Annotated in this window: 21 protein-coding genes and 1 other annotated feature; of the genes, 4 read left to right on the forward strand and 17 right to left on the reverse strand. The window is 38.0% G+C overall.

The window, feature by feature from the left end; translation table 11 throughout:
* Positions 1 to 5: 5 nt before the first annotated feature.
* The gene (locus LCP48_RS12730) at positions 6 to 1,757 is read right to left on the reverse strand and encodes a methyl-accepting chemotaxis protein (protein ID WP_009371730.1); all 1,752 of its coding nucleotides are present in this window, start codon (positions 1,755 to 1,757) and stop codon (positions 6 to 8) included.
* A gap of 385 nt (positions 1,758 to 2,142) precedes the next feature.
* Positions 2,143 to 2,805, reverse strand: a complete 663-nt coding sequence (yeiL, locus tag LCP48_RS12735; RefSeq protein ID WP_216486804.1) for a transcriptional regulator YeiL — start codon at positions 2,803 to 2,805, stop codon at positions 2,143 to 2,145.
* A gap of 97 nt (positions 2,806 to 2,902) precedes the next feature.
* Between yeiL and LCP48_RS12740 the strand changes: the two genes are divergently transcribed.
* Positions 2,903 to 4,054 carry an MFS transporter gene (locus tag LCP48_RS12740; protein WP_225340246.1) on the forward strand — a complete coding sequence of 384 codons (1,152 nt, stop codon included), beginning with the start codon at positions 2,903 to 2,905 and terminating at the stop codon, positions 4,052 to 4,054.
* A 36-nt stretch (positions 4,055 to 4,090) separates the two neighbouring features.
* On the opposite strand, the gene LCP48_RS12745 is transcribed toward LCP48_RS12740, so the two are convergent.
* Both LCP48_RS12745 and LCP48_RS12750 read right to left on the reverse strand, forming a co-directional pair.
* A complete protein-coding gene (locus tag LCP48_RS12745) occupies positions 4,091 to 5,275 on the reverse strand; it encodes an oxalate decarboxylase family bicupin (protein WP_225340247.1) in 1,185 nt (394 codons plus the stop codon).
* A gap of 252 nt (positions 5,276 to 5,527) precedes the next feature.
* Entirely contained in the window at positions 5,528 to 6,970 is a 1,443-nt protein-coding gene (locus LCP48_RS12750; protein ID WP_004227859.1) for an aminotransferase-like domain-containing protein, read from the reverse strand.
* Positions 6,971 to 7,080: 110 nt separating this feature from the next.
* Here LCP48_RS12750 and LCP48_RS12755 point away from each other — a divergent pair, with 110 nt between their 5' ends.
* Positions 7,081 to 7,683, forward strand: coding sequence for a LysE/ArgO family amino acid transporter (locus tag LCP48_RS12755; protein ID WP_054550253.1), 603 nt, complete (start codon positions 7,081 to 7,083; stop codon positions 7,681 to 7,683).
* Between the two features lie 42 nt (positions 7,684 to 7,725).
* Here LCP48_RS12755 and ileS read toward each other — a convergent pair whose 3' ends face one another.
* From ileS to LCP48_RS12785, 6 genes are all read right to left on the reverse strand, one after another.
* Positions 7,726 to 10,818 carry an isoleucine--tRNA ligase gene (gene ileS / locus LCP48_RS12760; RefSeq protein WP_225340248.1) on the reverse strand — a complete coding sequence of 1,031 codons (3,093 nt, stop codon included), beginning with the start codon at positions 10,816 to 10,818 and terminating at the stop codon, positions 7,726 to 7,728.
* 61 nt (positions 10,819 to 10,879) lie between these two features.
* Positions 10,880 to 11,118 (reverse strand) — a binding site (T-box leader).
* A 59-nt stretch (positions 11,119 to 11,177) separates the two neighbouring features.
* Positions 11,178 to 12,020: a DUF2785 domain-containing protein gene (locus LCP48_RS12765; RefSeq protein ID WP_225340249.1), complete on the reverse strand. Its 843-nt coding sequence runs from the start codon at positions 12,018 to 12,020 to the stop codon at positions 11,178 to 11,180.
* Positions 12,021 to 12,039: 19 nt separating this feature from the next.
* Complete coding sequence (locus LCP48_RS12770; RefSeq protein ID WP_225340250.1) at positions 12,040 to 12,606, reverse strand: hypothetical protein; 567 nt, start codon at positions 12,604 to 12,606, stop codon at positions 12,040 to 12,042.
* A 176-nt stretch (positions 12,607 to 12,782) separates the two neighbouring features.
* Positions 12,783 to 13,751, reverse strand: coding sequence for a DUF3221 domain-containing protein (locus tag LCP48_RS12775; protein ID WP_004227846.1), 969 nt, complete (start codon positions 13,749 to 13,751; stop codon positions 12,783 to 12,785).
* On the reverse strand, positions 13,744 to 14,262 hold the full coding sequence (locus LCP48_RS12780; protein WP_009371736.1) for a sigma-70 family RNA polymerase sigma factor: 519 nt from the start codon (positions 14,260 to 14,262) through the stop codon (positions 13,744 to 13,746). The genes LCP48_RS12775 and LCP48_RS12780 overlap by 8 nt, the downstream gene beginning before the upstream one ends.
* A 61-nt stretch (positions 14,263 to 14,323) precedes the next feature.
* Positions 14,324 to 14,767 (reverse strand): Lrp/AsnC family transcriptional regulator, encoded by a 444-nt coding sequence (locus LCP48_RS12785; RefSeq protein ID WP_004227844.1) that lies wholly within the window; start codon positions 14,765 to 14,767, stop codon positions 14,324 to 14,326.
* A 141-nt stretch (positions 14,768 to 14,908) separates the two neighbouring features.
* On the opposite strand from LCP48_RS12785, the gene LCP48_RS12790 reads away from it, so the two are divergent.
* On the forward strand, positions 14,909 to 15,493 hold the full coding sequence (locus LCP48_RS12790) for a DJ-1/PfpI family protein (protein WP_225340251.1): 585 nt from the start codon (positions 14,909 to 14,911) through the stop codon (positions 15,491 to 15,493).
* A 52-nt stretch (positions 15,494 to 15,545) separates the two neighbouring features.
* On the opposite strand, the gene LCP48_RS12795 is transcribed toward LCP48_RS12790, so the two are convergent.
* Positions 15,546 to 17,036: an S-layer homology domain-containing protein gene (locus LCP48_RS12795; RefSeq protein ID WP_225340252.1), complete on the reverse strand. Its 1,491-nt coding sequence runs from the start codon at positions 17,034 to 17,036 to the stop codon at positions 15,546 to 15,548.
* 216 nt (positions 17,037 to 17,252) lie between these two features.
* Positions 17,253 to 19,958, reverse strand: coding sequence for an aconitate hydratase AcnA (gene acnA / locus LCP48_RS12800; RefSeq protein WP_225340253.1), 2,706 nt, complete (start codon positions 19,956 to 19,958; stop codon positions 17,253 to 17,255).
* 557 nt (positions 19,959 to 20,515) lie between these two features.
* Between acnA and LCP48_RS12805 the strand changes: the two genes are divergently transcribed.
* On the forward strand, positions 20,516 to 21,178 hold the full coding sequence (locus LCP48_RS12805; RefSeq protein ID WP_004227838.1) for a hypothetical protein: 663 nt from the start codon (positions 20,516 to 20,518) through the stop codon (positions 21,176 to 21,178).
* Between the two features lie 648 nt (positions 21,179 to 21,826).
* Here the strand turns inward: LCP48_RS12805 and LCP48_RS12810 are convergent.
* The 5 genes from LCP48_RS12810 to LCP48_RS12830 all read right to left on the reverse strand — a co-directional run bounded on the left by LCP48_RS12810 (position 21,827) and on the right by LCP48_RS12830 (position 24,725).
* Entirely contained in the window at positions 21,827 to 22,543 is a 717-nt protein-coding gene (locus tag LCP48_RS12810; RefSeq protein ID WP_225340254.1) for a peptidoglycan recognition protein family protein, read from the reverse strand.
* Entirely contained in the window at positions 22,543 to 22,809 is a 267-nt protein-coding gene (locus tag LCP48_RS12815; protein ID WP_004227831.1) for a hypothetical protein, read from the reverse strand. The genes LCP48_RS12810 and LCP48_RS12815 overlap by 1 nt, the downstream gene beginning before the upstream one ends.
* Before the next feature lies 1 nt (position 22,810).
* Positions 22,811 to 23,134 carry a hypothetical protein gene (locus LCP48_RS12820; protein WP_009371739.1) on the reverse strand — a complete coding sequence of 108 codons (324 nt, stop codon included), beginning with the start codon at positions 23,132 to 23,134 and terminating at the stop codon, positions 22,811 to 22,813.
* Positions 23,135 to 23,560: 426 nt separating this feature from the next.
* On the reverse strand, positions 23,561 to 23,959 hold the full coding sequence (locus LCP48_RS12825; protein ID WP_004227822.1) for a hypothetical protein: 399 nt from the start codon (positions 23,957 to 23,959) through the stop codon (positions 23,561 to 23,563).
* A 280-nt stretch (positions 23,960 to 24,239) separates the two neighbouring features.
* Positions 24,240 to 24,725 carry a GyrI-like domain-containing protein gene (locus tag LCP48_RS12830; protein ID WP_004227819.1) on the reverse strand — a complete coding sequence of 162 codons (486 nt, stop codon included), beginning with the start codon at positions 24,723 to 24,725 and terminating at the stop codon, positions 24,240 to 24,242.
* Positions 24,726 to 24,757: the final 32 nt, after the last annotated feature.

The following is a 24,757-nucleotide window of genomic DNA, read 5'->3' on the forward strand; positions in this document are numbered from 1 at the left end:
CCCTTTTAACGTTCATATTGCTGTTTTTCACTCACTAAAAGAGCTTTTAATTGCTGTAACTTATCCACTACTTTATGAGAAACCAAGGTAATTTCACGAAGATAAGCTTCTGTTTGATCTTTGTAGCCATGGTTGAATGCCTGTACAGCTTTTTTTGCCAGCTCATGGATGAGCATATGGGGTTCTTCGAGCTCTTTGAAAATAGCTTTATCTCCAAGCAATGTTTTTCCTAACCCGTAATACCATTTACCGAGACGACAATTTTGATAGGAGGCTATTTCTTCTTCGGACATTTTTTCAAATCCTAATAGTAAATTATAAATTTTCCAACTCCAGAGCAAATGATCTGTAATCGCTAATTCGATAATATCTTCCTGACTAATGATGTAATTATTTGAAATCGTTTTGGTACGGTAATCATCAATCATATTGCTTAGTTGGTAAATGGAGGAGCCCATATGAAATACAATTTCCTTACTTTTCACCATGCTTTCAGTGATATTTTGATTGCACTCAGCAATATAATTAGCCGATGCAGCTTGACTTTTAGCTGTTTCTGCAATCTCCCCAAAACGAATACCTTGCTGCTGAATGGTATCATTTAAATTTGTAAGTGTTTCTGTAATCATCGCTGTATCGACTACGCCTTTATGCAAGTCTTTGGCGAACTGCTGTGTAACGTCTTGTATGTCTGCTGTTATGAGCAGTAATTCATTGATGTCCGTATGAATAGAAAGTACGGACGATTTTGTATCATCAGCCAATTTACGTATTTCTTCCGCAACTACTGTAAAGCCCTTTCCTGCCTCTCCCGCTCTTGCTGCCTCAATTGTTGCATTGAGTGCAAGAAGATTCGTCTGATCAGCAATCGATTTAATCAACTCCATTAACTTCGCCACACTATTTACATGGTTTACTAAAAGACCGATATTTACCTGCATTGATTTTTGGTTTTCATCCGTTACCTGCAAAATAGACGTAATATGTTTTAAAGAGGCGAGGTCTTCATTTAATTCAAACAATGCTGTTTTAGTCTGAGCAGAAATATCGCTTACAGAAACAGCAATTTCTTCAATGCTGTTTTCCAAATCCTGCATCGATTGATTTGCGGCAATAATTTCTTTTTGCTGCACCTCCTGGAACTCTATTAGTTCTTTGATTGAAACGAGTTGTGTATTATATTTAATAATTTCTCCTAATCCTGTCACAACAGAATTAGCCTGGTTTTCAATATAGGTTTCAAAGATAATTTGCTGATCTATATTTAATAGGCTTTCGAATGCAAGTAAAACATCCAGCATATTTTTAGGATTTCGAGCTAATTCTTTTACGATAAGCGGGATCATCAATTGATTGATTAACATATAGATAGCAATAATTTGATTAGGTAATATCCCCACACTCAAAAGTATGGATGATAATTTTCTTCTTTTAAAAACATATTGAAGATTTAATTCGTCCTCAAACAAGCTCTCAAAATAGTCATCGATTAATTGCCTTTCTCCACCTATCTCCGGGTACTTCTGAGCTATTTTTGCAAAGTCCTGTACGTCATATAAACGTTCAGTTAGGTTGTCTAAAATTTCCTTTCGATTATTTTCATAGATAGTACGTAAATAACGAACTAGCTCTCTTCGATTTTTCGAAAAGGCTAAAAAATCTAACTTTTCTTTAAATCGCTCATTGGATTCTATATCTGAATAGTTTATTGCAGAAAAATAATTATAATCTCCAGCTACTTTCCTAGAAAAAAACATTTTTCACTCGCTGCATAGCTCTAGCAAATGGGCTAAAGGCATTGCAGCTCCCCCCTTTTTATTATTCTTATTTTTTCTCATGTGTTTCTTAGCTGTCATAACTAAAATTAGTATAAACACATAAATTAAGAAAAACAATCTATAAAATATAAGATTTTAGTTCAAATTATATTCTAAAGAACCATTAAAAAAGACCTATATAAATTTACTATTCTACTATTTGAAAAATACAGGAGTTTTATCACAGTTCAATTCTGTACAGTGAAAGAATACTTATTTTGCCTAGAATAATTATTTTGAATTAGGCAATTACGCTCTCCTCTACAATAGAAAAAGGAGGATCTCAAATAATTTTTTAAGACCCTCCTTTATGGAATGGTTATTTTCATAGTATTTCCTGTGCAAGCTGGGCTAGACGGGTTTTATCAATAATTTGATAGCCCGTCTTACGCTTTTCCAAAATCCTCTCTTCACAAAACTGTGCCAAAACATATAATAAATGGCGATAAGAAACTCCTAAATACTCACAGATTTCCGTATGTTTTTCCTTGTAGACACCTTGGTCGGCAGATAATTGGATAAAGGCTGCTAAGCGATTTTCCAGCGGATAGGCCTGATTTTGTGTATATTTAGATGTCATTTTTGTCGCTTTTTCCCCTAAAAATACACAAAGTCTACGTAAAAACAAAGCATCCGCAAGTAACTTCTCCTTACATGACTGTGTAATCGAATAGCAAATTGTTTTGGTGACGGTTTGTATCCCCTTTGTGTACCTAGCCTCATTTAACAATTCAATTTCCCCCATAAAAAGAGGAGCTTCTAGGTATTCAATAAGTGAAACCTTCCCATTTTTATGTGTCATATAGAGCTTCGCCTTTCCTTCTATCATGTAATACACGGTGTCTGGAAAGGAGCCTTCCTGGAAGATCCACTCCCCCTTGTCAAACTGGCGGACTTCTAAATAGGGATTGATATCAAATGAGAAAAAATCATCAATCGGATATTTTTCAAGATAATGGGTACGGGCTTCAGCTGTTAAAATATGCATTTTTTACTCTCCCCTATAAAAAATATGAGATATCTCACATTATTGTAGCGATGAACATGCTATTATTCAACATAGTTAATGGAGGTACGGAAATTATATGAACAATCAACGATGGCTTTCTCAGAATTTCTTTACATTTTTTATCACTTGGGGCATTTTCTTACCCTACTGGACAGGTTGGCTGGTGGATGCGAAACATCTAACCGTCTCGCAGGCAAGTGTAGTGATGGGCTGTGGGCTCCTAGCTCGTGCCACATCCAACCTTTTCTTCTTCCCAGCACTTGCAAAATATGTACACAATAAACGACTCATTACCATTTTAGCAATAGGCTCGTTGCTAACTGCCTTGCTCTATATTCCAAGCACAGGCTTTACTGCATTATTAATCGTGACCATTTTATTTAGTGTTTTTTACCCAGCGCTATTACCTGCTGTGGAAAGTAGTGCAGCTACGCTTGTCCAGTATGGCAATATTCATTATGGTAAAAGCCGTTCCTATGGTTCATTTGGCTTTGTCATCGCTGTTTTAATTATTAGTATGCTGACAGGCGTTTTTGGAAAGAACATCATCTTTTGGAGCATGATTATAGGGTTGATGGGCATGTTACTTATGCAGCAATTTGCAACACCAAAGGAATTGCTGGTAGTCCCAACAAAAGAACAGCGTGCAAAATCATTGTCGATGAAAACACTATGGACTATCAAAGGCTTCCCGATTGTTTTATTCATCGTCATCTTGCTCCAGGGTTCACATGCCTCCTATTATAGTTACGGTTATATTTATTTAGAAGATTTACAGGTTGATCCATTCTATATGGGTATGATTATTAATATCGCTGTTATTTGTGAAATTCTTTACTTTATGAAGGCTGATACGTTATTGACAAAATGGCACTCATCGTCCTTATTACTTTTAGCAGCGAGCGGCTCTTCCCTACGTTGGTTACTAATCTTTATGTTCCCAAATGTCTGGGTATTTATCGCTTCTCAAACCTTGCACGCATTGTCCTTTGCATTAGCCCATTTTGCCTTTATTCGCTACTTAACAAAAGCACTACCTAAGGAACAAATACCCAATGCACAGGGTTTATACTCTGCATTAGCTATGGGCTTAAGTACGGCCATCCTTACATTTTTAGGTGGCTATTTATACGAAATATCGCCAGGTCTGTCCTTCGCGGCCATGCTCATTTGTACTATACCAGCCATCGCTATTTTGCTCCTGACACGCAAAAAATATCAATATTAAACTAAAAGCAGGTGAGAACTTCCTCACCTGCTTTGATTATTTTGGATAATAGGAAAAACCAGGATATTTTACTACAGGCCATTTTTCTTTTCTGAGAGCCTCAAGCAACTCAGGACCAACCTGCAAATTACTTTGCACCAATTCTGTCGGCGTTAACGCCATCCATTGATTTAAGGATACATCCTGGAATCGATCACTTTTAAACATTTCTAAAAACCATAATGGCTCTGTTCCAGTATTTTCAATATAATGCCCCGTCGCAAATGGGACATAGCCAACATCTCCCGCCCGATAATCAAATGTTCGAGCCGTTCCATTTCCTATAAAAACTGTCATACGGCCTTTTCCTTGCAGATAATATTGCCATTCATCGTTGTTTGGATGCCAATGCAACTCTCGCATCGCCCCTGGCTCAATTTCCACCAGTGCAGCCGCGATATTTTTAGAGATTGGGAAATTAGTCGAATCGACAATGCGCACACTGCCTCCAGGTGTTTTTAATGGAGACTGTGCCAACAGACGATGTTTAAAGGTTTGGGGAACCTCCCCATAAGGAGATGGCACTTTCTGAGAATCAATTGGCCCTGGAACTCGATCCTGATAAATATATATTTGTTCACTCGGGATGTGATCGAAAGCATGGATAGGAACCCCAAAATTCGCTGATAACACTTCTTTTGGCGTATGAGCAAACCAATCTGAAATTGACAGTGTGTTCAGATCAGAGAAATGCCCATCATCAAATACTAATAAGAATTCACAGCCATCCTCAAGTCCTTGAATGGAATGAGGAATGCCAGGTGGAAAATACCATAAATCACCGGGTCCCACATCCGCTATAAAGTTACAACCATTTTGATCGACAGCTGTAATGCGAGCATGACCAAGCAGCATATAAGACCACTCCGCCTGTTGATGCCAGTGCAGCTCACGTACGCCCCCTGGTGCCAAACTCATATTCACACCCGCCAAAGTCGTAGCAATCGGTAATTCACGAACCGTAATTTCTTGCGACCACCCACCTTGATTTAAGGTCATATGCGTGTCTGAAAACGAGAATCGTAAATTTGGAATCAAACCCGCATCAGTCGTTGGTGGCACTAGCATATCAGGATTTTCTAAGTCCCTCATAATATCCCGTGGTCCCTTATCCACCCCTCCAGCCCCATCACCTCGAATAGGCTGAGGCACCTGAAAATAACCCGGTGGCAAATTTTCCAATCGTTCACCTCTTTATGTTGGTAATCAAAATAAAATACTTCTATTCTTCTAAAATGTATGGATACAAGGCTTGGATTATTCACTTTCTTTTCTATCAGTGGGTTGGGTGGCTAAGTGTGGATACTTAATTGAGAGAGGAGCTTGCTATATGATCACTTTTCACTGATTTTGGAGTGGGGTCCTACTTCTTTGATCACTTCTCAACCTATTTAGAGCAACCTTCTATCGTTTCCCTAACTTCAGAGCAAGTCCTTACTTACTCTTTCGTCCAATAGCCTCCACCGCACATTCATGTAGGATTTGTAAACCTTCTTGTAATTCTTCATAGGTTGCATAAGCGTAGGATAGACGAATATGATGAAGATCTTGTGGATCGTAGATATAGCCGGGGTTGATTAATACTTGCTGCTGCAACAGCTTCATAAAGAAGTCTTTATCTACAAGCGGCTCATGAAACTTGAGCCAAATATAAAAGCCCCCCCTTGGTTTGCTCCAATTCGCCACATCTGTAAATGTCTCCTTTAAAAGCTGTTCCGTAAAATCGGCTCGCTCCTGTAATTGTTGACGTAATCCTGCGAGATGCTTTTCATATTTTCCTGATTGCAGCCAATGTAGGACAATTTCTTGAGAAATGGCACTTGAGCCATAGTCTGTTTGCATTTTTATATCAGCTAACCGCTCAATGACAGTGGTTGGACCAATGAGCCAGCCAATGCGTAGCCCTGGGCTTAAGGTTTTAGAGACGCTGCCAATATAAAGAACTTGTCCGCTATTATCCATGGCCTTAAGCGGCGGTGATGCCTCTTCAAAAAGCAATTCATGATAAACATCATCTTCTACAATCGGAATCCGTGATGCCTGACAGGCTTCATATAGCTGTTCTTTTTCTCTTGTTGTCCATACATGACCTGTTGGATTATGTAAAGTAGGAATGGCATAAAACACGGCTTGTTTCTTTCGTTTCCTTTGCGCTAATGTTTGAGCAAGCTGTACATCACGTTCAATGCTAATTATTTGCATGCCAACCGACTGAAAAGGGTGAACAGAATTTAAGTAGGAGGTTGGCTCCTGAAACACAATAGACCCTTGCTCTAATAAGCCAACAGCAATTAATTGTAGTGCCTGAAGTGCACCTGAAACAATACAGACGTTTTGAGGTTCAGCAGGAATGCCTCTTTTTTGAACATATTTACAAATAGCTTTACGAAGCTGATCATTGCCTTGTGGCGAAGAGTAGCCTAATGCTTTGGGTTGAAAGGATAGCTCTCGCAGTGAAGCTTCTATTTCCTCGGTAGGCAACAAACTGGGTGCTAGCTCTCCTGTTCCTAAACGAATTACATCCTCGCGCTGTTCGTATTCGTTAATTAATTGGATGGTGTGGTAGTTTGGCTTGTGGATGCTTGTTTCGATATAAGTTTGCCAATTCGGCTGTGTTTGTTGGATTAATGCATGCCAGGAATTGTGCGTAACATAAACACCAGAGCCTACTTTTGCTTCAAGAATGCCCATTGCTTTTAATTCCTCCAAAGCCTGCTGAACTGTGCTACGATTCACATTGAACTGCATGGCCAGCTGTCTTTGGGTAGGTAGTTTTGTCCCTGCTGCCCAGTCTCCTCGCTCCACATTGGCTGTTATCCACTGTACAATCTGCTGCTGTAATGTATTATCACTTCTTCTATTCGGCTGCCAGCTCATGTTCCTTCTCCTTCCATGCTATAGAATTGGGTGGATAAAAAACCATCCAATTGGTCGTTTTCTTTTAGTTATACCATATCTAAAATAAGTAAAGAAAGGAGGAATGGTCATTGGAAGCTTTTCTTCATGGGATCATTTTAGCATTTGGACTCATTTTGCCATTAGGTGTACAAAATGTTTTTGTTTTTTCACAAGGTGCTACACAACCAAGTTTATTACGCGCTTTGCCAGCAGGTGTGACTGCTGCGATCTGTGATACACTGCTTATTCTACTTGCGGTATTCGGTCTGTCATTAATTGTTCTACAGTTTGAATGGTTGCGTATCACTTTAATGACTATTGGTATTATTTTTTTACTTTACATGGGCTATAGCATTTGGCGTTCAAATCCAGCAAACACTGAAAATAGCGAAGCATTGCCTATAAAAAAACAAATTCTCTTCGCACTCTCTGTATCACTTCTAAATCCACATGCTATTTTAGATACAATCGGTGTTATTGGTACAAGCGCATTAAAATATAGTGGAACCGAGCAAATAATGTTCACTGTTGCTTGTGTGTTCATTTCCTGGCTATGGTTTTTCGGTCTCACATTGACTGGCGCCTCGTTCAAAAAACTAGACGGCTCTGGAAAATTGATGCGACTATTTAATAAATGCTCCGCCGTCTTTATTTGGGCAACAGCATGTTATCTCGCAAGTGGCTTATTTTAACGTACATAGAAAAAGCTCAGGAGGTAACCCTGAGCTTTTCTTTTATAGAGTAACAAATAAAGTGAGCTTTTCATTAAACAATGCCGTCTCAATGGATTTTGCATGAGGCCATTGCTCACCATAATGAATAGCTTTAACTAATACATTTTCTTGTAATAAAGCTTCGTGCTGCTGAATCATGAAAAGTACCCCTGCACTACCATTAAAGGCAATCGATACATATTGCGCCACTGGTAGCTGCCATTTTTTTCGTGCATCTTGTATTGTACGAATTAATTCTCGTATTTGCCCTTCTTGTAGTAAGCTCTCTGTAAGTTGAACATTCATCAAGACACGGCAAGTGCTATCCTCCGCTAAAATATAATGGTCCTTGACGATTGATTCAGCTATTACATGTTTTCTTAATAATGTTAGCTGTTGACCGTCCATCATGAGATCCACAGTTTCATGATGTTGTAACCTTTGTTTCTCTTCCTCTGTTAATGACAACACATACTCTTTTACTTGATGAACCTTTGGACCAAATGCCGCTCCCGCTGTTTTAAAATTTAATTTATAATGCACACTTTCATAGGCTGAAAAATCATGTGTCCATCTACAAGCTTTGATGTTTAACTCATCCTGAATGAGTTCGCTATAGGCTTGGTAATCCGACAGTTCACCTTTTAGGGCAACAATGAGTTCACTTAAAGGCTGCTTGACCTTTATTCCCTGACTATTGCGAATGCTACGTCCAAGTTCCACAACTGTTAAGACCGTTGCCATTTCTTGTTCAAGCTTCACATCCACTAGTTGATCGTCGAATATTGGATATTCCTCAAGATGAACACTTTTTCCACATAGTTGATGGTAGATATCCTCTGCTATAAAAGGTGTAAACGGTGCTATTAATTGACAAATGGATGTCAGTGCCTCGTAAAGTGTGCTAAATGCACCTCGTTTATCTGCTGTCATTCCATTTGCCCAAAATCTAGCACGTGAACGACGTATATACCAATTGCTTAACTCTTCCACCAATTGACCAATTTCCCTTGTAGCCTGTGTAAATTGATAATCATCCATAGAGGTTGTGACAAGCTGGATAGTGTGATGTAAGCGGGACAATATCCAATGATCTAGCTGTGAACGTGTACCTGTATTTGTAGCATCATACGTAAAATTATCGATCTGGGCATACATGTCATAAAATTTAAACGTATTGTCGAGTGTATCCACCAGCTTAGATTTCGCATCTAAGACAATTTTCTTCGAAAAACGCTTTGGATTCCATGGTGAGCTATCAACTAAAAATGCCCAACGTAGAGCATCTGCTCCATACTCCTCGATTAACTCAACAGGCTCTAATGCATTGCCTTTACTTTTGGACATCTTCTGTCCATGCTCATCGAGTACATGCCCTAACGATAGCACATTTTTATAAGGTGGTTTTCCTGTAAACAAGGTCGATACTGCTAATAAGCTATAGAAAAATCCTCGCGTTTGGTCGATGCCCTCAATGACCACATCTGCTGGAAACTGATGATGAAAGTTCGCTACATCTTCAAATGGATAATGCTGTTGGGCAAATGGCATTGAGCCACTGTCAAACCAAACATCGATAACTTCAGGCGTACGTTTCATGTCGCCTTGGCAAACAGGACAGGTACAGACAATGTCATCTATAAATGGCTTATGGAGCTCTAATTGTTCATTGACAGCTCCTTTGGCTAATTGTTGTAGCGCAGCAACACTGTTAGGTGCCTCCTCATGATTGCAATCCTGACAAATCCACACATTGAGTGGTGTTCCCCAATAACGATTACGACTAATATTCCAATCCACTAAGTTTTCTAGGAAGTTGCCAAATCGTCCATCCTTAATATGGCTAGGGTACCATGTCACCTGCTGATTATTTTGTAAAAGCTGCTCTTTTAATGCCGACATTTTGATAAACCAGCTATCTGTTGCATAGTACAATAATGGTGAATCACAGCGCCAGCAATGCGGATAGCTATGCTCATATTTTTCTTTAGCAAATAAAAGCTCTTTTGCTGCAAGCATTTTAATGATGTCGACATCACAGTCCTTCACAAAACGTCCAACAAGCTCAGGTACCGCTTCTGTATAACAACCTTTATGATCAACTACATTGACAAAGGACAAGCCATGTTGCTGCACCGTTTTATAATCGTCCTCTCCATAAGCAGGTGCTATGTGAACAATTCCTGTTCCACTATGCTCTGTCACATAATCTGCCATGACAACGATATGCCCTTTATGGACGGTTACATAGGAAAATGGCGATCGATAGGAAACACCTGCAAACTCCTGTCCGTCATGCTCACTTAATATTTCTACAGGCTCTGTAAAAACCTTTGATACCAACGATTTGGCTAGTATATAGATATTGTTTGCATGCCTTACACGGACATAGCGAAGAGCAGGATTCATAGCCAAGGCTACATTGGCTGGTAATGTCCAAGGCGTCGTTGTCCAGCCTAAGATATATTCGTCTCGATCCTCTAGCTTAAACATTGCAGTAACGGATAAATCCTTAACATCCTTATAGCCCTGTGCCACCTCATGAGAGCTTAAGGAAGTTTGACAGCTAGGGCAATAAGGTGAAACGCGATGTCCTTTGTATAACAGTTTTTCCTTGTGAACATGGCTTAAAATATGCCACACAGATTCAATATAGTCATTACTTAATGTTAGGTAAGGATCTTCCATGTCAAGCCAGTAGCCAAGCTGCTCTGTAAAAGTACGCCATTTTTGCTCATAGGTAAAAACGCTCTTCTTACATGCTTGAATAAATTGCTCCACCCCGTAGTTCTCAATCTCCTGCTTTCCTGAGATCCCTAATACCTTTTCTACCCCTAATTCCACAGGCAACCCATGTGTATCCCAACCTGCTTTGCGTTCAACTAAATAGCCCTGCATTGTTTTGTAACGTGCTACCACATCTTTTATGGTTCTACCAAATGCATGGCCGACATGTGGTAAACCATTCGCTGTTGGGGGTCCCTCATACAATACAAAGGGCTGCTGTTCAGCGCGATTACTTACGGATTTGGCAAAGGTCCCTTCTTGCGCCCATAATGTACGAATCCTTGTTTCTCGTTCAACCGTTGTTTCTTTCTTTTGTTCTTTCTGCATATTAGTTCCTCCTATACAAGCGAATTTGTATAAAAGGCATACAAAAAACCCCGTCCCAAGGAAAAGGGACGGGGTTAACCGCGAATACCACCCTAATTCTATTGACACGAAGGCCAATAGCACTCAGCAACGTACAATCATACGTGTTCTTTTTAACGGTAGACACCCGGATTAGCTTACTCCATTCAGCTAATCTTCTCAGAGAGGATTTTCATGTAACACCTGCACACCGACTTCCACCAAATGTCGGCTCTCTGTAGAACAAAGTGAAACACTACTTTTTCTCATCAACGAATTTGTATGCTTTTATTGTCCTTCATCTTAGCAAATTACCAATTGTGTGTCAACGGTGGACAATCTTAATAATTTTCATTGAGACAAGTCGCAATACATTGATGGAGAACAACATATTGTGGCTGATGAAAGGTTTGAATCAAAAAGCTCTTCAGCAATGTTTTACTATTGAATAGCACTATGCTGTATTGTTCTTCACTCAGCTGTTCCTTCATTGAGGCTAAGGTTAATGGCATTTGCTGCACTATATGGATGACTTCATTTTGTTCCAGCCCTTGCTCCAACATCGCGACTATTGGCACCAATAGTCGTTCATCCTCATCATGGATAAAGACGTAATTGGGTTGTAAATAGATGGACCATAATGCGTGTAACATATCGGCATAGGCTGTTTTCAATGATTTTGGATTTTTCACCAGTTCATCGATAGCATCTGAAACATGCGCCACGCTATGTGCCCATCCCTTGCCAGTCACATAGCCTCTTACATCCTTTTCAGATGATACATAGTTTAGTAACTTTGTTTGACAGTCCTCTATGCTAGCCTTGGGCAAAAAATTATCCTGTAGATCTCTTGCTAAAATAAGTGCTACTAATAATGATGTAAAGGAGCGAGTAAAGACCCAATCCGATTCCTTTTCTCCAATTCCCTTAACTAATAAATGGTTTAGGCTATAATCCCATAGCTCCGTTAAGCAACGATGGTCTAGCAAGTTTTTTTCTAAAATCCATTCATAAAAGCTGCCATAAATATAAGTATCTCGTAGCTCACTATCAATAGAACCTATATGTGCTAACATGGAATGCACAAGCTGCTCTTGATTTTCTAGCTCCATTATTGCTTGCCCCTTTTTCAATGCCTTTAATCGATCCCTTAATTCTTCTTCCTTCAGTACATCTTGTATCAACTCTTTGACTCCCCTTTGCTTATTTATTTTGATACTCACTCTCTCGGTATATCCCATCTAACTTCCAGTTCTCATTAAAACGGACATATGTAAATTCCTTTTGCCAATTATCTTGGTGTACAATCACCTTACTACGCCAAGGAAAGGTAAATGCATTCGCCTGCCCCTTTCGCACATCAGCTATATCATCCGCTACTTCAAGAAGCGTCGTAGGCTTCATTGTATTGTGCATCAAATAAAGCTGTCGATCTGAACTATCCTCAAGCTCCTGCATTACTTGCTGATGGAACGCAATCACCTGCTGATTTGCCTGATAAAGTGAATAAACGAGTGAGCTCCCAAATAGCAGCATCAATGTTGCCACAATCACAACATGCTTTTTCTTTAAGCCTATATAAAATGCCCACTTCTTTTCCTTGTTGTATAAATAGATATAGATTGCTAGACTAATTGGCCATAAAAATAGTAGCTGCCAAAAGAGGACAACCCAAAAAATTTCTCCATCCGAGACAAAATATCGAATGCAAAAGTAATTCAACAGCCATAAGGGCATTGACCAACGCCAAAAGGATTCTTCCTGTGACATACTTTTTAAATAAATCAGTAGAAGAGGTAAGCTTAGGAAAAACGCTGCGCATTATCTAATATAGCAAATACCAAATCAACACCTCTATTTTAGAAAAATATTACAACTATTGTATATGAATCCAACTTTAAAGAAAAGGCTAGACATTCTAAAATCATTGAATGTCTAGCTTCTTGTTAGGGAGATTCCTTTACTATTTTCATCTCTACGATATCCTTATAATCAATGAATGGCTGAGTGTCATCGTTCCCAATCGACTGTCTATACTGTACTTCTACCCGATCACCAACTGATAGTGTTTGCGGAACATCCACTAGAGGGAACCATGTACCATTACTATGTTTTTGCACTAATTCATCTACAGATTTTTGCCCAACCTCGCTAGCCAAGACGCCTGAGACAACTAAAAATTCATGTTCCTTGATTGCTAAGACCGTTCCACTTCTGATGAGCTTCATTTGGCTGTCCTTTTCTGGGATTTTATATTTTTCTCGTAAGGAGGCAATGTCTTTATGATAATGTTGTTCTAAATATTTCATGGCTGCTTGCTCGACAAGCCATGTACGAATGGGATTACTTACATCCTTATAATCGGCTTGGCTTACCTCCCATAATAAATCAAATGTAGCCATTTTATAGGCAATTGGCTTGCCATAGTTCTCTATAAACCCTTCGTTTGTGACTTGCAACATTTGCAGAAGCTTATCATAAGTTGGCCGAGTATCATCCTCATAGCTCCACTCTTGCATGAACTGTTCGAGTGCCTTATCTACTTGCTCTTGTGTAGGTTCTAGTTTTTTCGATTGCGCATAAGCAAAGGTCGATTCAAAATATAAAAAATTATCAAAGCTTGCCTTATATAAACGATTCTTTCCGTTCATAAAAGAATCAAGTTGTAAATATAGCTCTAAAATCCGCTCATCTAATACGGGTGGAATAGTAGAAGCTTGCTGTTGTTGTACATTATATTGCTGATATATAAACAGCCCTATGCAGACACTTAAAATCATAGCCAAAACACCATATGGCCAGCGTTTTGCAGATTTTTTTTCATGGCGTTGCTGTAAATGCTGAACCACATTTGTCATCACACGCTTTTTACTTTCTGATAAATCCCTTACTACGCGAGCATCCATTTTACTCATGCAGGAGCACCTCCCATTCAACATGCTGTAATTGTAGCTTCAATAACTCTCGCCCACGACGTAGCCTTGTTTTGACGGTGCTTTCAGGAATCGTTAACAGCTCTGCAATGTCTACCACAGGCATTTCTTCAAAATAAAAATGTATAATGACCTCTCGCTGTTTGAAAGGGAGAGCTAGAATCGCATTTTCAATCAAAGTACGTTCATCTTGCTGTACAAGCATATCTCTTCTCATAACGGTTTGCTGCGGAAAAATCCTCTGTTGCACTTGAATTTTCCGATAGGTCCAGCTGCGTAAATAATCTTTACTTCGATTACTAACTAATTTCGATAAATACGCCTTTAGCTCCCCACGTTCCTCATAGTTTTGCTGATTATCGTAGAATTTAATAAAGACATCCTGTACGATATCTTCAGCACTTTGTAAATCTCTAACATAGTAAAAGGCAAGACGAATAAGCCTCTCTGTATGCTGTTCCATTATTCTTTCCAGTTCATGAATTAGCAACATTCTTCCTCCTCTCTACCCTATAAACGGTGCTCACGGCTTCGAGGTTTGCTTTTTTTGTCATTTACTCCAAATCATTGTCAGCAAATGGTGTAATCACCTGTTTTTCCGTCGAAGATAACACGATATTAGTAGAAGGTGTACCATAGGGCATAGCCGCATCAATAAATTGTTCTAATGTTTCTACTGAATAGGTCGCTAATTTAACAATATAGCTAATTTCCCCAGCCACCCGATAGCATGCCAAAACATCAGGATGAGCATTACAAAATGAAGAAAGACTTTTACAATCGATGGACTTAAATAAAATAATGGCTTCAATCGTACGCTCCATCTTTTTCAGATTTACCTTTGCATGATAGCCTTCAATCACACCCTGCTCCTCTAGCTTTTTGACTCTTTCAATAACGGCAGGAGAGGATAAATGAACGGTAGTGGCTAATTCCTTCATCGAGATTTTGGCATTTTGCTGTAACTGCTGTAAAATTTGTGTATCAATATGATCCACGGTCCATCACCTTTCTAAATAAATTATTTATGGCATAATACCTTTTCAAATAAAGTTTTTTACCTATAATCCATTATACAACGTATGTAATCTTTTCTCCCTTTTGTTTACAATAAAAGCAATAAAGGAGGCAAAATATTTATGAAAAAAATATTGTTACTATTATCAAATGGCTTTGAAGCGGTGGAGGCAAGCGTCTTTACTGATGTGCTCGGCTGGAATAAGTGGGAAGGTGATGGAACAACAGAAGTGGTTACGGTCGGCTTGCATGAACAGCTGCAATGCACCTGGAATTTTAAAGTAACTCCTGAAAAATTGCTCCATGAAATTGTATTAGAGGACTTTGATGCATTAGCGATTCCTGGAGGCTTTGAGGAAGCCGGTTTTTATGAGGATGCGTTTAGCGAGGAATTTCAGGCAGTCGTTCGTCACTTTGATGAACAGAAAAAACCGATTGCAACAATCTGTGTAGCTTCTCTTATTTTAGGCCACAGTGGAATTCTTCAGCACCGTCAAGCAACAACCTATAATCATCCAACAAGTAAACGTTTAGCACAGCTAAAAGGCTATGGCGCAGCAATTGTCAACGAGCGCATTGTGCAAACTGATCATATCATCACCTCCTCTAATCCAGGAACAGCCTTTGATGTTGCCTTTCGCTTACTAGAAACATTAACATCTGCGTCAAACACAGCGAAAGTAAAAGAATTAATGGGCTTCTACTAGCAAAAAAAAGTAGGCTTATACCAATATACTTGGCATAAACCTACTTTTTGTATTATTTACTTACTGGTGCTGTTTCTGATGCACTTAAATCCATTTCCTTTGCATTGTCTAGCACATCTTTTGGAATCGTAATTGTCGTTACCGCATTGAAATCATGATATTTGATCGTTGTTTGCTGTCTTGTCTTGATCGAATTGCCTTCTACTTGCATCTTTAATGTCATATCCATAGCAATTTCTTCTACATCGAATGTTTCTTTATTAATTAATAATTTATATGTGAGACCATCAAAGGAAATATTGCCTAATTGTGCCTCTAGATCGGCTTCCAATCCTAGATCCATTGCGCCAAGCTGCTGCTTCACTAGCTCTGTGAATTTATCGCCAGAGCCTTTTAATGTTAACTCATAACGGTTTGCTGATTCTACTAATGTGAAATCTTCAGCAAATGCTTGTAGCATCTCCAATTGTTCAGTTGCATCTGGCTGCATTCCTGTTTGGCTCAGTACATCTTCAAATAATTGTTTCGGGAACTTTACCCAGGCCTTTTGTTCTGCCTCATACATATACATACCATCTTTAGCCGTCATATACATTTTAATCGGCAAATTAATCGCTTCACCGCTTGTTGGATCTGTTAAAGCCATTGAACCATCAGCAAAGAATTGCATTGGCTCTGTAACAATTTCCATCTTCATGTTGCCTTTAGAATCCATTTTCATGGTTTCCTTACCATCGTTTGCCTCTACTGTCTGAGAGATCGTCATGGTAGCCTTCATGCTTTTTAGCTCTTTTTGCTTGGCTAATGTTTTCGTAAATACTTCCTCTAACAAAGCACTATCCTGTGTTGTAGTAGGCTGTTCTTCTGTTACTTGCTCCTCTTTAGGCTCTTCCTCTTTTACTTCCGTTGTAGGCTGTGTATCCTCAGCTAAGCCTAATGCGTTCACAATAAATGTTGCTAACTGACCACGTGTAACATTTTTATCTACACCAAATTCTGTGGCAGTAACACCCTTCGCAATGCCTGCCTCATACAGGGCTGTTACTGCATCTGCAAATGGACTATCTTGCTGTACATCTGTGAATGGACTTTTACCTTCTGCTGTTAAACCTGCAGCCTCTGCTACCATTACCGCCATTTGACCACGAGTAATTGTGTCATCTGGACGGAATGTATCATCCTCATAGCCTTGTACAACGCCAAGATTAACTAATGTAACAATCGCTTTATAGTATGGGCTAGATGAGTCGACATCCTTAAAATTCGGATTCTCGACAGCCGTATCCGTTGTAGTTAGATGAAATGCACTTGCTATCATCTTCGCTGCCTGTCCACGTGTTACATCCTTTGAGGGCTTAAATGTACCATCTGGAAAGCCATTAATGATGTCTGCTGCATGCAATGTGGAAATACTATTAAAATGTGCATAATCTTCGCTCACATCTGAAAATGGACTAGCCGCCGAAACAGGTACTACCGCAACAGCAGTAACCGCCATTGCAGCTGTTGCCGCTGTATAAAACTTATGTTTTTTCTTTGTCATAATCAATCGTCCCCCGTTTATGTAAAAATTTTATCCTTACCTATTAATTTTACCGAAAGAATTGGAAAAATGCTAGGTTCATTGGAAATTAAATTATAATTATCCATTAAATCCGTCATTTGGTGCTATTTATACATATTTTGGCCACTTCTATCCAACACTCTCTTAATAAATAAAAAAACCGACCTCCTAAGAGATCGGTTTTTATGGTGATGATTACTCAGCAGCTTTTGCGCGTAGAACCATTTGTAGGATACCACCATGACGGTAGTAGTCTACCTCTACTTCTGAGTCGAAACGAGCTAAAGCTTGGAAAGTTTTAACTGTGCCGTCTTCAGATTTAGCAGTTACTGTTAAGATTTCACGTGGTTTTACGTTGTCAGTAATGTTAACAGAGATTTCTTCTTTACCAGTTAAGCCTAATGTATCAGCAGATTCACCTGGCATAAATTGAAGTGGAAGAACACCCATCATTACTAGGTTAGAACGGTGGATACGCTCGTAAGATTGTGCGATAACAGTTTTCACGCCAAGTAGGAATGTACCTTTCGCAGCCCAGTCACGAGAAGAACCCATACCGTAGTCGTTACCAGCAAGTACGACTAAGCCAGTACCTTGTTCTTGGTATTTCATACATGCGTCATAGATGTACTCTACTTCGCCTGTTGGCCAGTAAGTAGTGAATCCACCCTCTGTACCAGGAGCAACTTGGTTACGGATACGGATGTTTGCAAATGTACCACGCATCATTACTTCGTGGTTACCACGACGAGAACCGTAAGAGTTGAAGTCACGGATTGCAACACCGTTTTCAATTAAATATTTACCTGCAGGTGTTTCTTTACCGATTGCACCAGCTGGAGAAATATGGTCAGTTGTGATTGAGTCACCGAACTTCGCCATAATGCGTAAGCCGTCTAAGCCTTTAATAGCTTCTGGCTCTTTTGCAAGACCTTGGAAGAATGGTGGGTTTTGGATGTAAGTTGATTTGTCATCAAATGTGTAAAGAGACTCAGTTGATGTTTCAATTGCATTCCATTTTTCGTTCGCTGTGAATACAGTTTCGTATTCTTTTTGGAATAACTCACGGTTAACAACAGTACCTAATACTGCATTAACTTCTTCAGTTGATGGCCAGATATCAGCGAAGAATACTTCGTTACCATCTTTGTCTTTACCAAATGAATCTTTTTGTAGATCGATATCCACTGTACCAGCAAGTGCATAAGCAACAACAAGTGGTGGTGAAGCTAAGTAGTTAGCTTTTACAAGTGGGTGTACACGACCTTCAAAGTTACGGTTACCAGAAAGAACGGAAGTTACGAATAAGTCATTTGCTTTAATTGCTTCTTCGATTTCAGGTAATAATGGACCTGAGTTACCGATACATGTTGTACAACCGTAACCTACAGTGTTGAAACCGATTTGGTCAAGGTATGTTTGTAAACCTGAATCTTCAAGGTAACCAGTTACAACTTTAGAACCTGGTGCTAAAGAAGTTTTTACCCATTTCGGTACTGTTAGTCCTTTTTCTACAGCTTTTTTCGCCACTAAGCCCGCAGCGATTAATACGTATGGGTTAGAAGTGTTTGTACAAGAAGTGATCGCAGCAATCGCAACAGCACCTGTTGGGATTTCTACATCGCCTTCAGCGAATTTCGCTACAGAAGTTTTTGCGAATTCATCTTCTGTTAAACCGAAACCTTGTGTACCTTGTGGTGCCACTACTGCTTCTTTGTAACGAGAACGCATTTGAGATAGTGGAATTAAGTCTTGTGGACGTTTTGGACCAGAAAGGTTTGGTTCGATTTCAGCTAAGTTTACTTCTAAAACGTCTGTGTAAACTGGCTCTAATGTTGGATCGAAGAACATGTGGTTCGCTTTTAAGTAAGCTTCTACAACCGCAATGTGCTCTTCGTCACGACCAGTTAAACGCATGTAGTTTAATGATTCTTCGTCGATTGCGAAGTAACCACATGTAGCACCATATTCAGGAGCCATGTTAGAGATTGTCGCACGGTCAGCTAGTGGTAATTTAGATACGCCAGGTCCGAAGAACTCAACGAATTTACCAACTACGCCACGTTGACGTAATACTTGTGTTACTTTTAATGCTAAGTCAGTAGCAGTTGTTCCGTTTGGAAGATCGCCAACTAATTTAACACCGATAACTTCTGGAATTGGGAAGTATGAAGGCTGACCAAGCATACCTGCTTCAGCTTCGATACCACCTACGCCCCATCCAAGAACGCCGATACCGTTGATCATTGTTGTATGAGAGTCAGTACCTACTACTGAATCTGGGAATGTTTCGAATGTGCCGTCAGCATTTTCGTTTACGTGTACAACTGGAGCTAAGTACTCTAAGTTTACTTGGTGAACGATACCTGTTGCTGGTGGTACAGCACGGAAGTTATTGTAAGCAGTTTGAGCCCATTTTAAGAAGTTATAACGCTCAGCGTTACGTTCAAATTCTAGGTCCATGTTCGCTTGTAATGCAGATGCATTACCATATTTGTCAACTTGTACTGAGTGGTCAATTACAAGGTCAACTGGAATAGCAGGGTTGATTTTGCTTGGGTCGCCGCCCATTTCTTTCATTGCAGAACGAAGAGATGCAAGGTCAACAACTACTGGTACACCAGTAAAGTCTTGTAATACAACACGAGAAGGTTTGAATGGTACTTCTGCCTCTGGGTCAGCACCGTTACCCCATTTTGCTAATTCGTTTACGTGTTCTTCTTTAATTACATACGCATCATATTGACGTAAAACAGATTCTAATAATACTTTGATTGAGTAAGGAAGGTTTGAAACTTTTGCAACGCCAGCTTTTTCAATCGCAGCTAAGTCATAGTAATTGTAAGTTTTACCATTCACTTCGAATGATGCACGGCTGTTGTGTAAATTACCTTGTGCCATTTGCGGATCCCCCTAATATATATCTTTTTGAAAAGGCTTTAAAAATGTGTAGCATCTTTTCTCCAATACCCATGATAGCGCATTTATATTCATAAGTAAATTACATTAATATTATCTTTTTTGATAAGCATAACTTATGACCTTGGTTTCTATCCTGATGTTTTTAATTTTTTGATGTGCATAATATCAAGGTTTTGTATTAATGAAGGTTTCTATACCTGTCTAACGAAGTGTATCTAAATGTATTTAACTGGGGTACGATGTGGGGTACAAACTGGGGTACGCGCACTTTTTGTAAAAAGTGTACCCCAGTAGAAAATAATACAAAAATTCACCCGGACAGGTATATATAAATAGTAGAAATCATAACAAAAAATTATTTAGAAATACTTACTTCTACTTTAAGATTATAATTAAATTCTTCGCAGTTAAACAAAAAGATCCCACATAATAGGGCTATTTAAAAACAATATTAATCTACATTTATATTACTGACAACACCTTCCAATATTGATACAATTTTATTATTACAACTCATACAAGGAGCAAATACTTATATGAAGAAACTCATTTTAAGTGCATCACTTATTCTTACACTAGCACTAACTGGATGCGGTGAAAGTGATTCCTCAAAACCAAAAGAAACTGTAAAGAAAGCATCATTAGAAGAACAAAGCAAACAATTTATAGATGAAAATTTAGAAGGGAAAACAATAGCGGATTTTACAAATAAACTACTAACTGTAAAAGATGAAAAATTGGTGGATATGATTATTCTTGGCCATAAAAACGGAAAACAATTTGAAGATGATTTTGATTTACTTGGTAGGAAAGCAACTGCTTCTGGTGTAATCACAGAATTTGTATTTGAAAGTTCAAATATTGGTCAAAAAAGAAGAAGAGAAGGTTCAACTACTGCTGTACGTGCTGATAAGTTTATTATCTATATGGGCAATAGAGACATTGAAAACTACGAGTTCATTGATTACGATGAGCTCTTTGATAAAGATAAGAATAAAGAAGATTTTTTCCTTGGGGTTTATCCAGAAGAAATAACAAACTTTGCAGTAATTGATTTAGATCAAGAAGCTGAACTAACAGTTGGACAACAAATAACAGTGGAAGGGATTATTTCTAACTACGTGTTAAAGAAAGACTATTCAGATGAAAGTAAAGTCGAACAATTTAATGTCTTGTTAAATGATGCTGTATTAAAATAAAAAAATTAACCAGGTACTCATTTGAGCGCATGGTTTTAGTTTATAGCTTCTGGAACTTTATCAAAATCAAAACCCTTAGACGATACAATTCTTAATGATCCTGATGCGGTTTTCTCTAAATATTGAACTTTACAATGTAGCATTGGCTCCATCCACGTCACGTCTCGCTCAACCTTGATAACGATTTGTTTAGCTATTTCTTCTTAAGTAGAATATTAACTTTTATTTCTATATACAAAACATCTTGATTTTCCTAAAATGGGAAATAGCAGATATGAGCAGAGAGGAAAATGTAATTGATAAATTGCCCTAATTGTTTAGCCAATAATTCATTTGAAGAAGTAAATAAAGATGGTTACTGTTTATATGTATGTGAATATTGCAATTCTGTAATTGAAAAAACACCAATTTCGAAGGAGAAAATTGTTGATGAGGCTTTGCCTTCACAAAAGATTTTTACAACTACACTCGAACAACCTCCAGAGTATAATCAAAAAAATATAGATACCTTTAATTTAATATTTATTGGTGTATTTATTTTTTGTTTTTTACTACTTTTATACTTCTTAATAGTATAATGTTAAACAAAAAGACCAGCTCGGCTAAATTTTAGCTTTGCTGGTTTTAGCGAATTTACGGAAACGAGCATTATTTACTACGCTGCTCAATAATAATCTTCAAACCTTCAAAATCCCCACCTGTCATAGTACCCGCATCGAATTTATCAAGCCAAGACTTATCAATCTTGCCTTTATCTACAGCTTGTTTAATGTAATCACGAACTGCTGCTTTAGTTGTCTCATTTGAGAATTGCATTTTATCATCATCCTTTTCTGTTGGTTTTCCTATTTCCATCGGATTCATTGCTTCTTCAATTCGTTTCAAAAAACTATTCCAACGATTTTCTGTCAATATACGGTGGGGACAATACTTGCTGTTCCAGTCCTGATGTTTCTTCACTCGCTCAATGCCCCAGCCATATTGCTTCAATAATTTTGCAATGTACTGAACTGTATTTTCTTCAGCCACTCCATAACGAACACCACCACTTTTGCTGTAGCAGATTTCTATTCCAATAGAAATACGGTTGCCTTTCTTTGATGCCTTAGGATCCGAACTATTTCCACCATCTCCACAATGCCAAGCGTTACGATTAAACGGAATAGCTTGAATCACCTCTTTATCATCTACCGCAACATGATAAGATACTTGATTATTGTTATTGATCATATAAGCAATTTCCTTAGCAGCTGGTGCATCATTTGCTGTATTGTGCACAGTGATAAATTGAGGCACCATGGTGTATGGCGTCTTGATTGAATATTTGTTTGCAGGTAGAAAGGTTTGTTTGAACGTATAAGCCATTACTGTTCACCTTCCTTTTTAGCTGCCTTTAACAAATCAAATGTGCCTGACGCTGTTAGTCCTGCTATAAAGCCAGAAATCAACATAACGTACAGTGGAAATTCAGCTAAAGGCCATAATACCAAACCAATAAAAATACCAATCACTACAGACGTGATCGGCATGTATTGAGTATTAAGATTAAACGTCTTTTTAAGTACCTCTGCAACTGCTAAGACAATTGCAACCATCATCATTGCAATCATAAAAATATTAGTTAAATCCATTTTATGCACTCTCCTTGTTATAAGTATGTTTCTCAATACGGTCAACTCGACCCTCTAATGTTGAAAGACTTGAATGAATTCCTTCTAATGCGTTCGCTGTCCTTTCTTGTGAATCATTAGAACGTTCTAAATGCGTCATCAATGCTTTTTCCCGTTCTTTTGATTCGTCACGATGCGATTGATCTAATTGAATTAAATAATTGAAAATGTAACGTCCAGCAATTAATACAGCAATTATTAATATAATAGATAAGTAAATCCATGGATTTGAACTATTGGCCACTTTTTCAGCGATCCCTGCCCCTGTTATTACTAAAAGCTCCACTGCCCTCACCTCAACATAAAAAATAGCACTGCTCGGCACAGTGCATTACTTAGGTCTTGTTGTATAAAAATAGCCCTCCACAGATGATTGTGAAGTACCTAACACTTGTTTCTTGTTATTTAAGATTTTTACAGTCAACAGTAATCTTAATTTTCTGCTTAGACATCATATTTTTCAGGTCAAATAATAATTCAACATAATCTTCAAAAGTTTCTATTAACATGTCAGGATTATAAGATACCTTGTCAAATCTACCCTTAACATTATTAATACTTTGTAATATTTCATGGAAATCACTATAAATTATTTTGTCCATCAATAATTGAATTTCAAAATCTAATTCAGGTAATGCGTTGACCCTTTGCACATAAAAGTCAATATCTAATTTATTATCATAAAAATACTCAAAGTAAGAAAAGTTTGTTTTTAAATCTGTTTTAACTCTAGGTGCTTCTTTTTTTCAAAGTCAAAATTAAAATTATCATTATTACCCTTATTTTTAAGTGTTTTAAATTCGGCATATTCTAATCCAGAAAGTTCTTTTATACATTCCATAGAAGCATTCATTCTACCTAGAATTCTATTAAGTGGTAATACAAGTCTTTTGGTTAACTGATTCTTTTTTATTTTACTCGGTACAAAAATGTCCATGAAAAAGAAAAAATATGCTGCTAAGAAACTTGTAGATAAAGAAAACAGCACAATTCCAGTTTCATATCCGTGTTCCCAAAACTCTGGTGACTCGTCCAAAACGAAACCGATTAAAATGATACTAATCAAAGAAGATAATGCTATTAAATGAAATAAATATTTTATAGATTGCAATTTATCACCCCTGTATTAATTTATACAATTATATCAGAGGATTCACCAACAATTTACAATAATCTTTACCATCTAACATTCCCACTAAACTATCCTAATTCCATGTATGAGCAACTAGATATCTTAACCCTTGTACTACTTTAGATAATAAATATAACGTTAAGCCTTTGCATGCGTAGTTTGTATTACTGAACAATATGGAACAATAGACAACAAAAAAACCAACAAATTGTTGACTTAACTTGTTATACTAAGCCTCGTTTGTTTAATTAAGAAAACATTATTTTTTTACAATCGGTATATAAATATCAAAATGAGGATTAATCGGGTCACAATCAACTGGATAGTGTTCATGTTTAATCGGCATATAAGGATCATAGTAATCTACACCAGCTTCTCTATATGCAGTATAGTCACTATCAAATAACCATTGATGTAAATCAGTGTAGGTCTTTTGTATATCGTCTCCTTTATTATGTGTCGTTTTCACATACGTCCATTCAGGAACCCATATTTCAATCATCCCATCAGGAATTTCCTGTTCCTCACTCACTTCATACATGGCGTAATATGCGAATCCATTCTCAATCAAATGATAAGATAGACCTAATTGAACATTAGGATTCACCTTATTTTCTATCTCATCGGCACGGTCTTCAACTTGTTGAATGACGTTTTTTAAATTCGGTACAATTTCAGCGAATGTTCCCTCCCATTTTAATCCTACTGTCCGATAGGCCGGTAATGTTATAATTTCATAACTCAAATTTTTCTCTCCCTCTCTCCTAAAGAGTCATA

Source organism: Lysinibacillus capsici, from assembly GCF_020217405.1.
GTDB lineage: Bacteria > Bacillota > Bacilli > Bacillales_A > Planococcaceae > Lysinibacillus > Lysinibacillus capsici.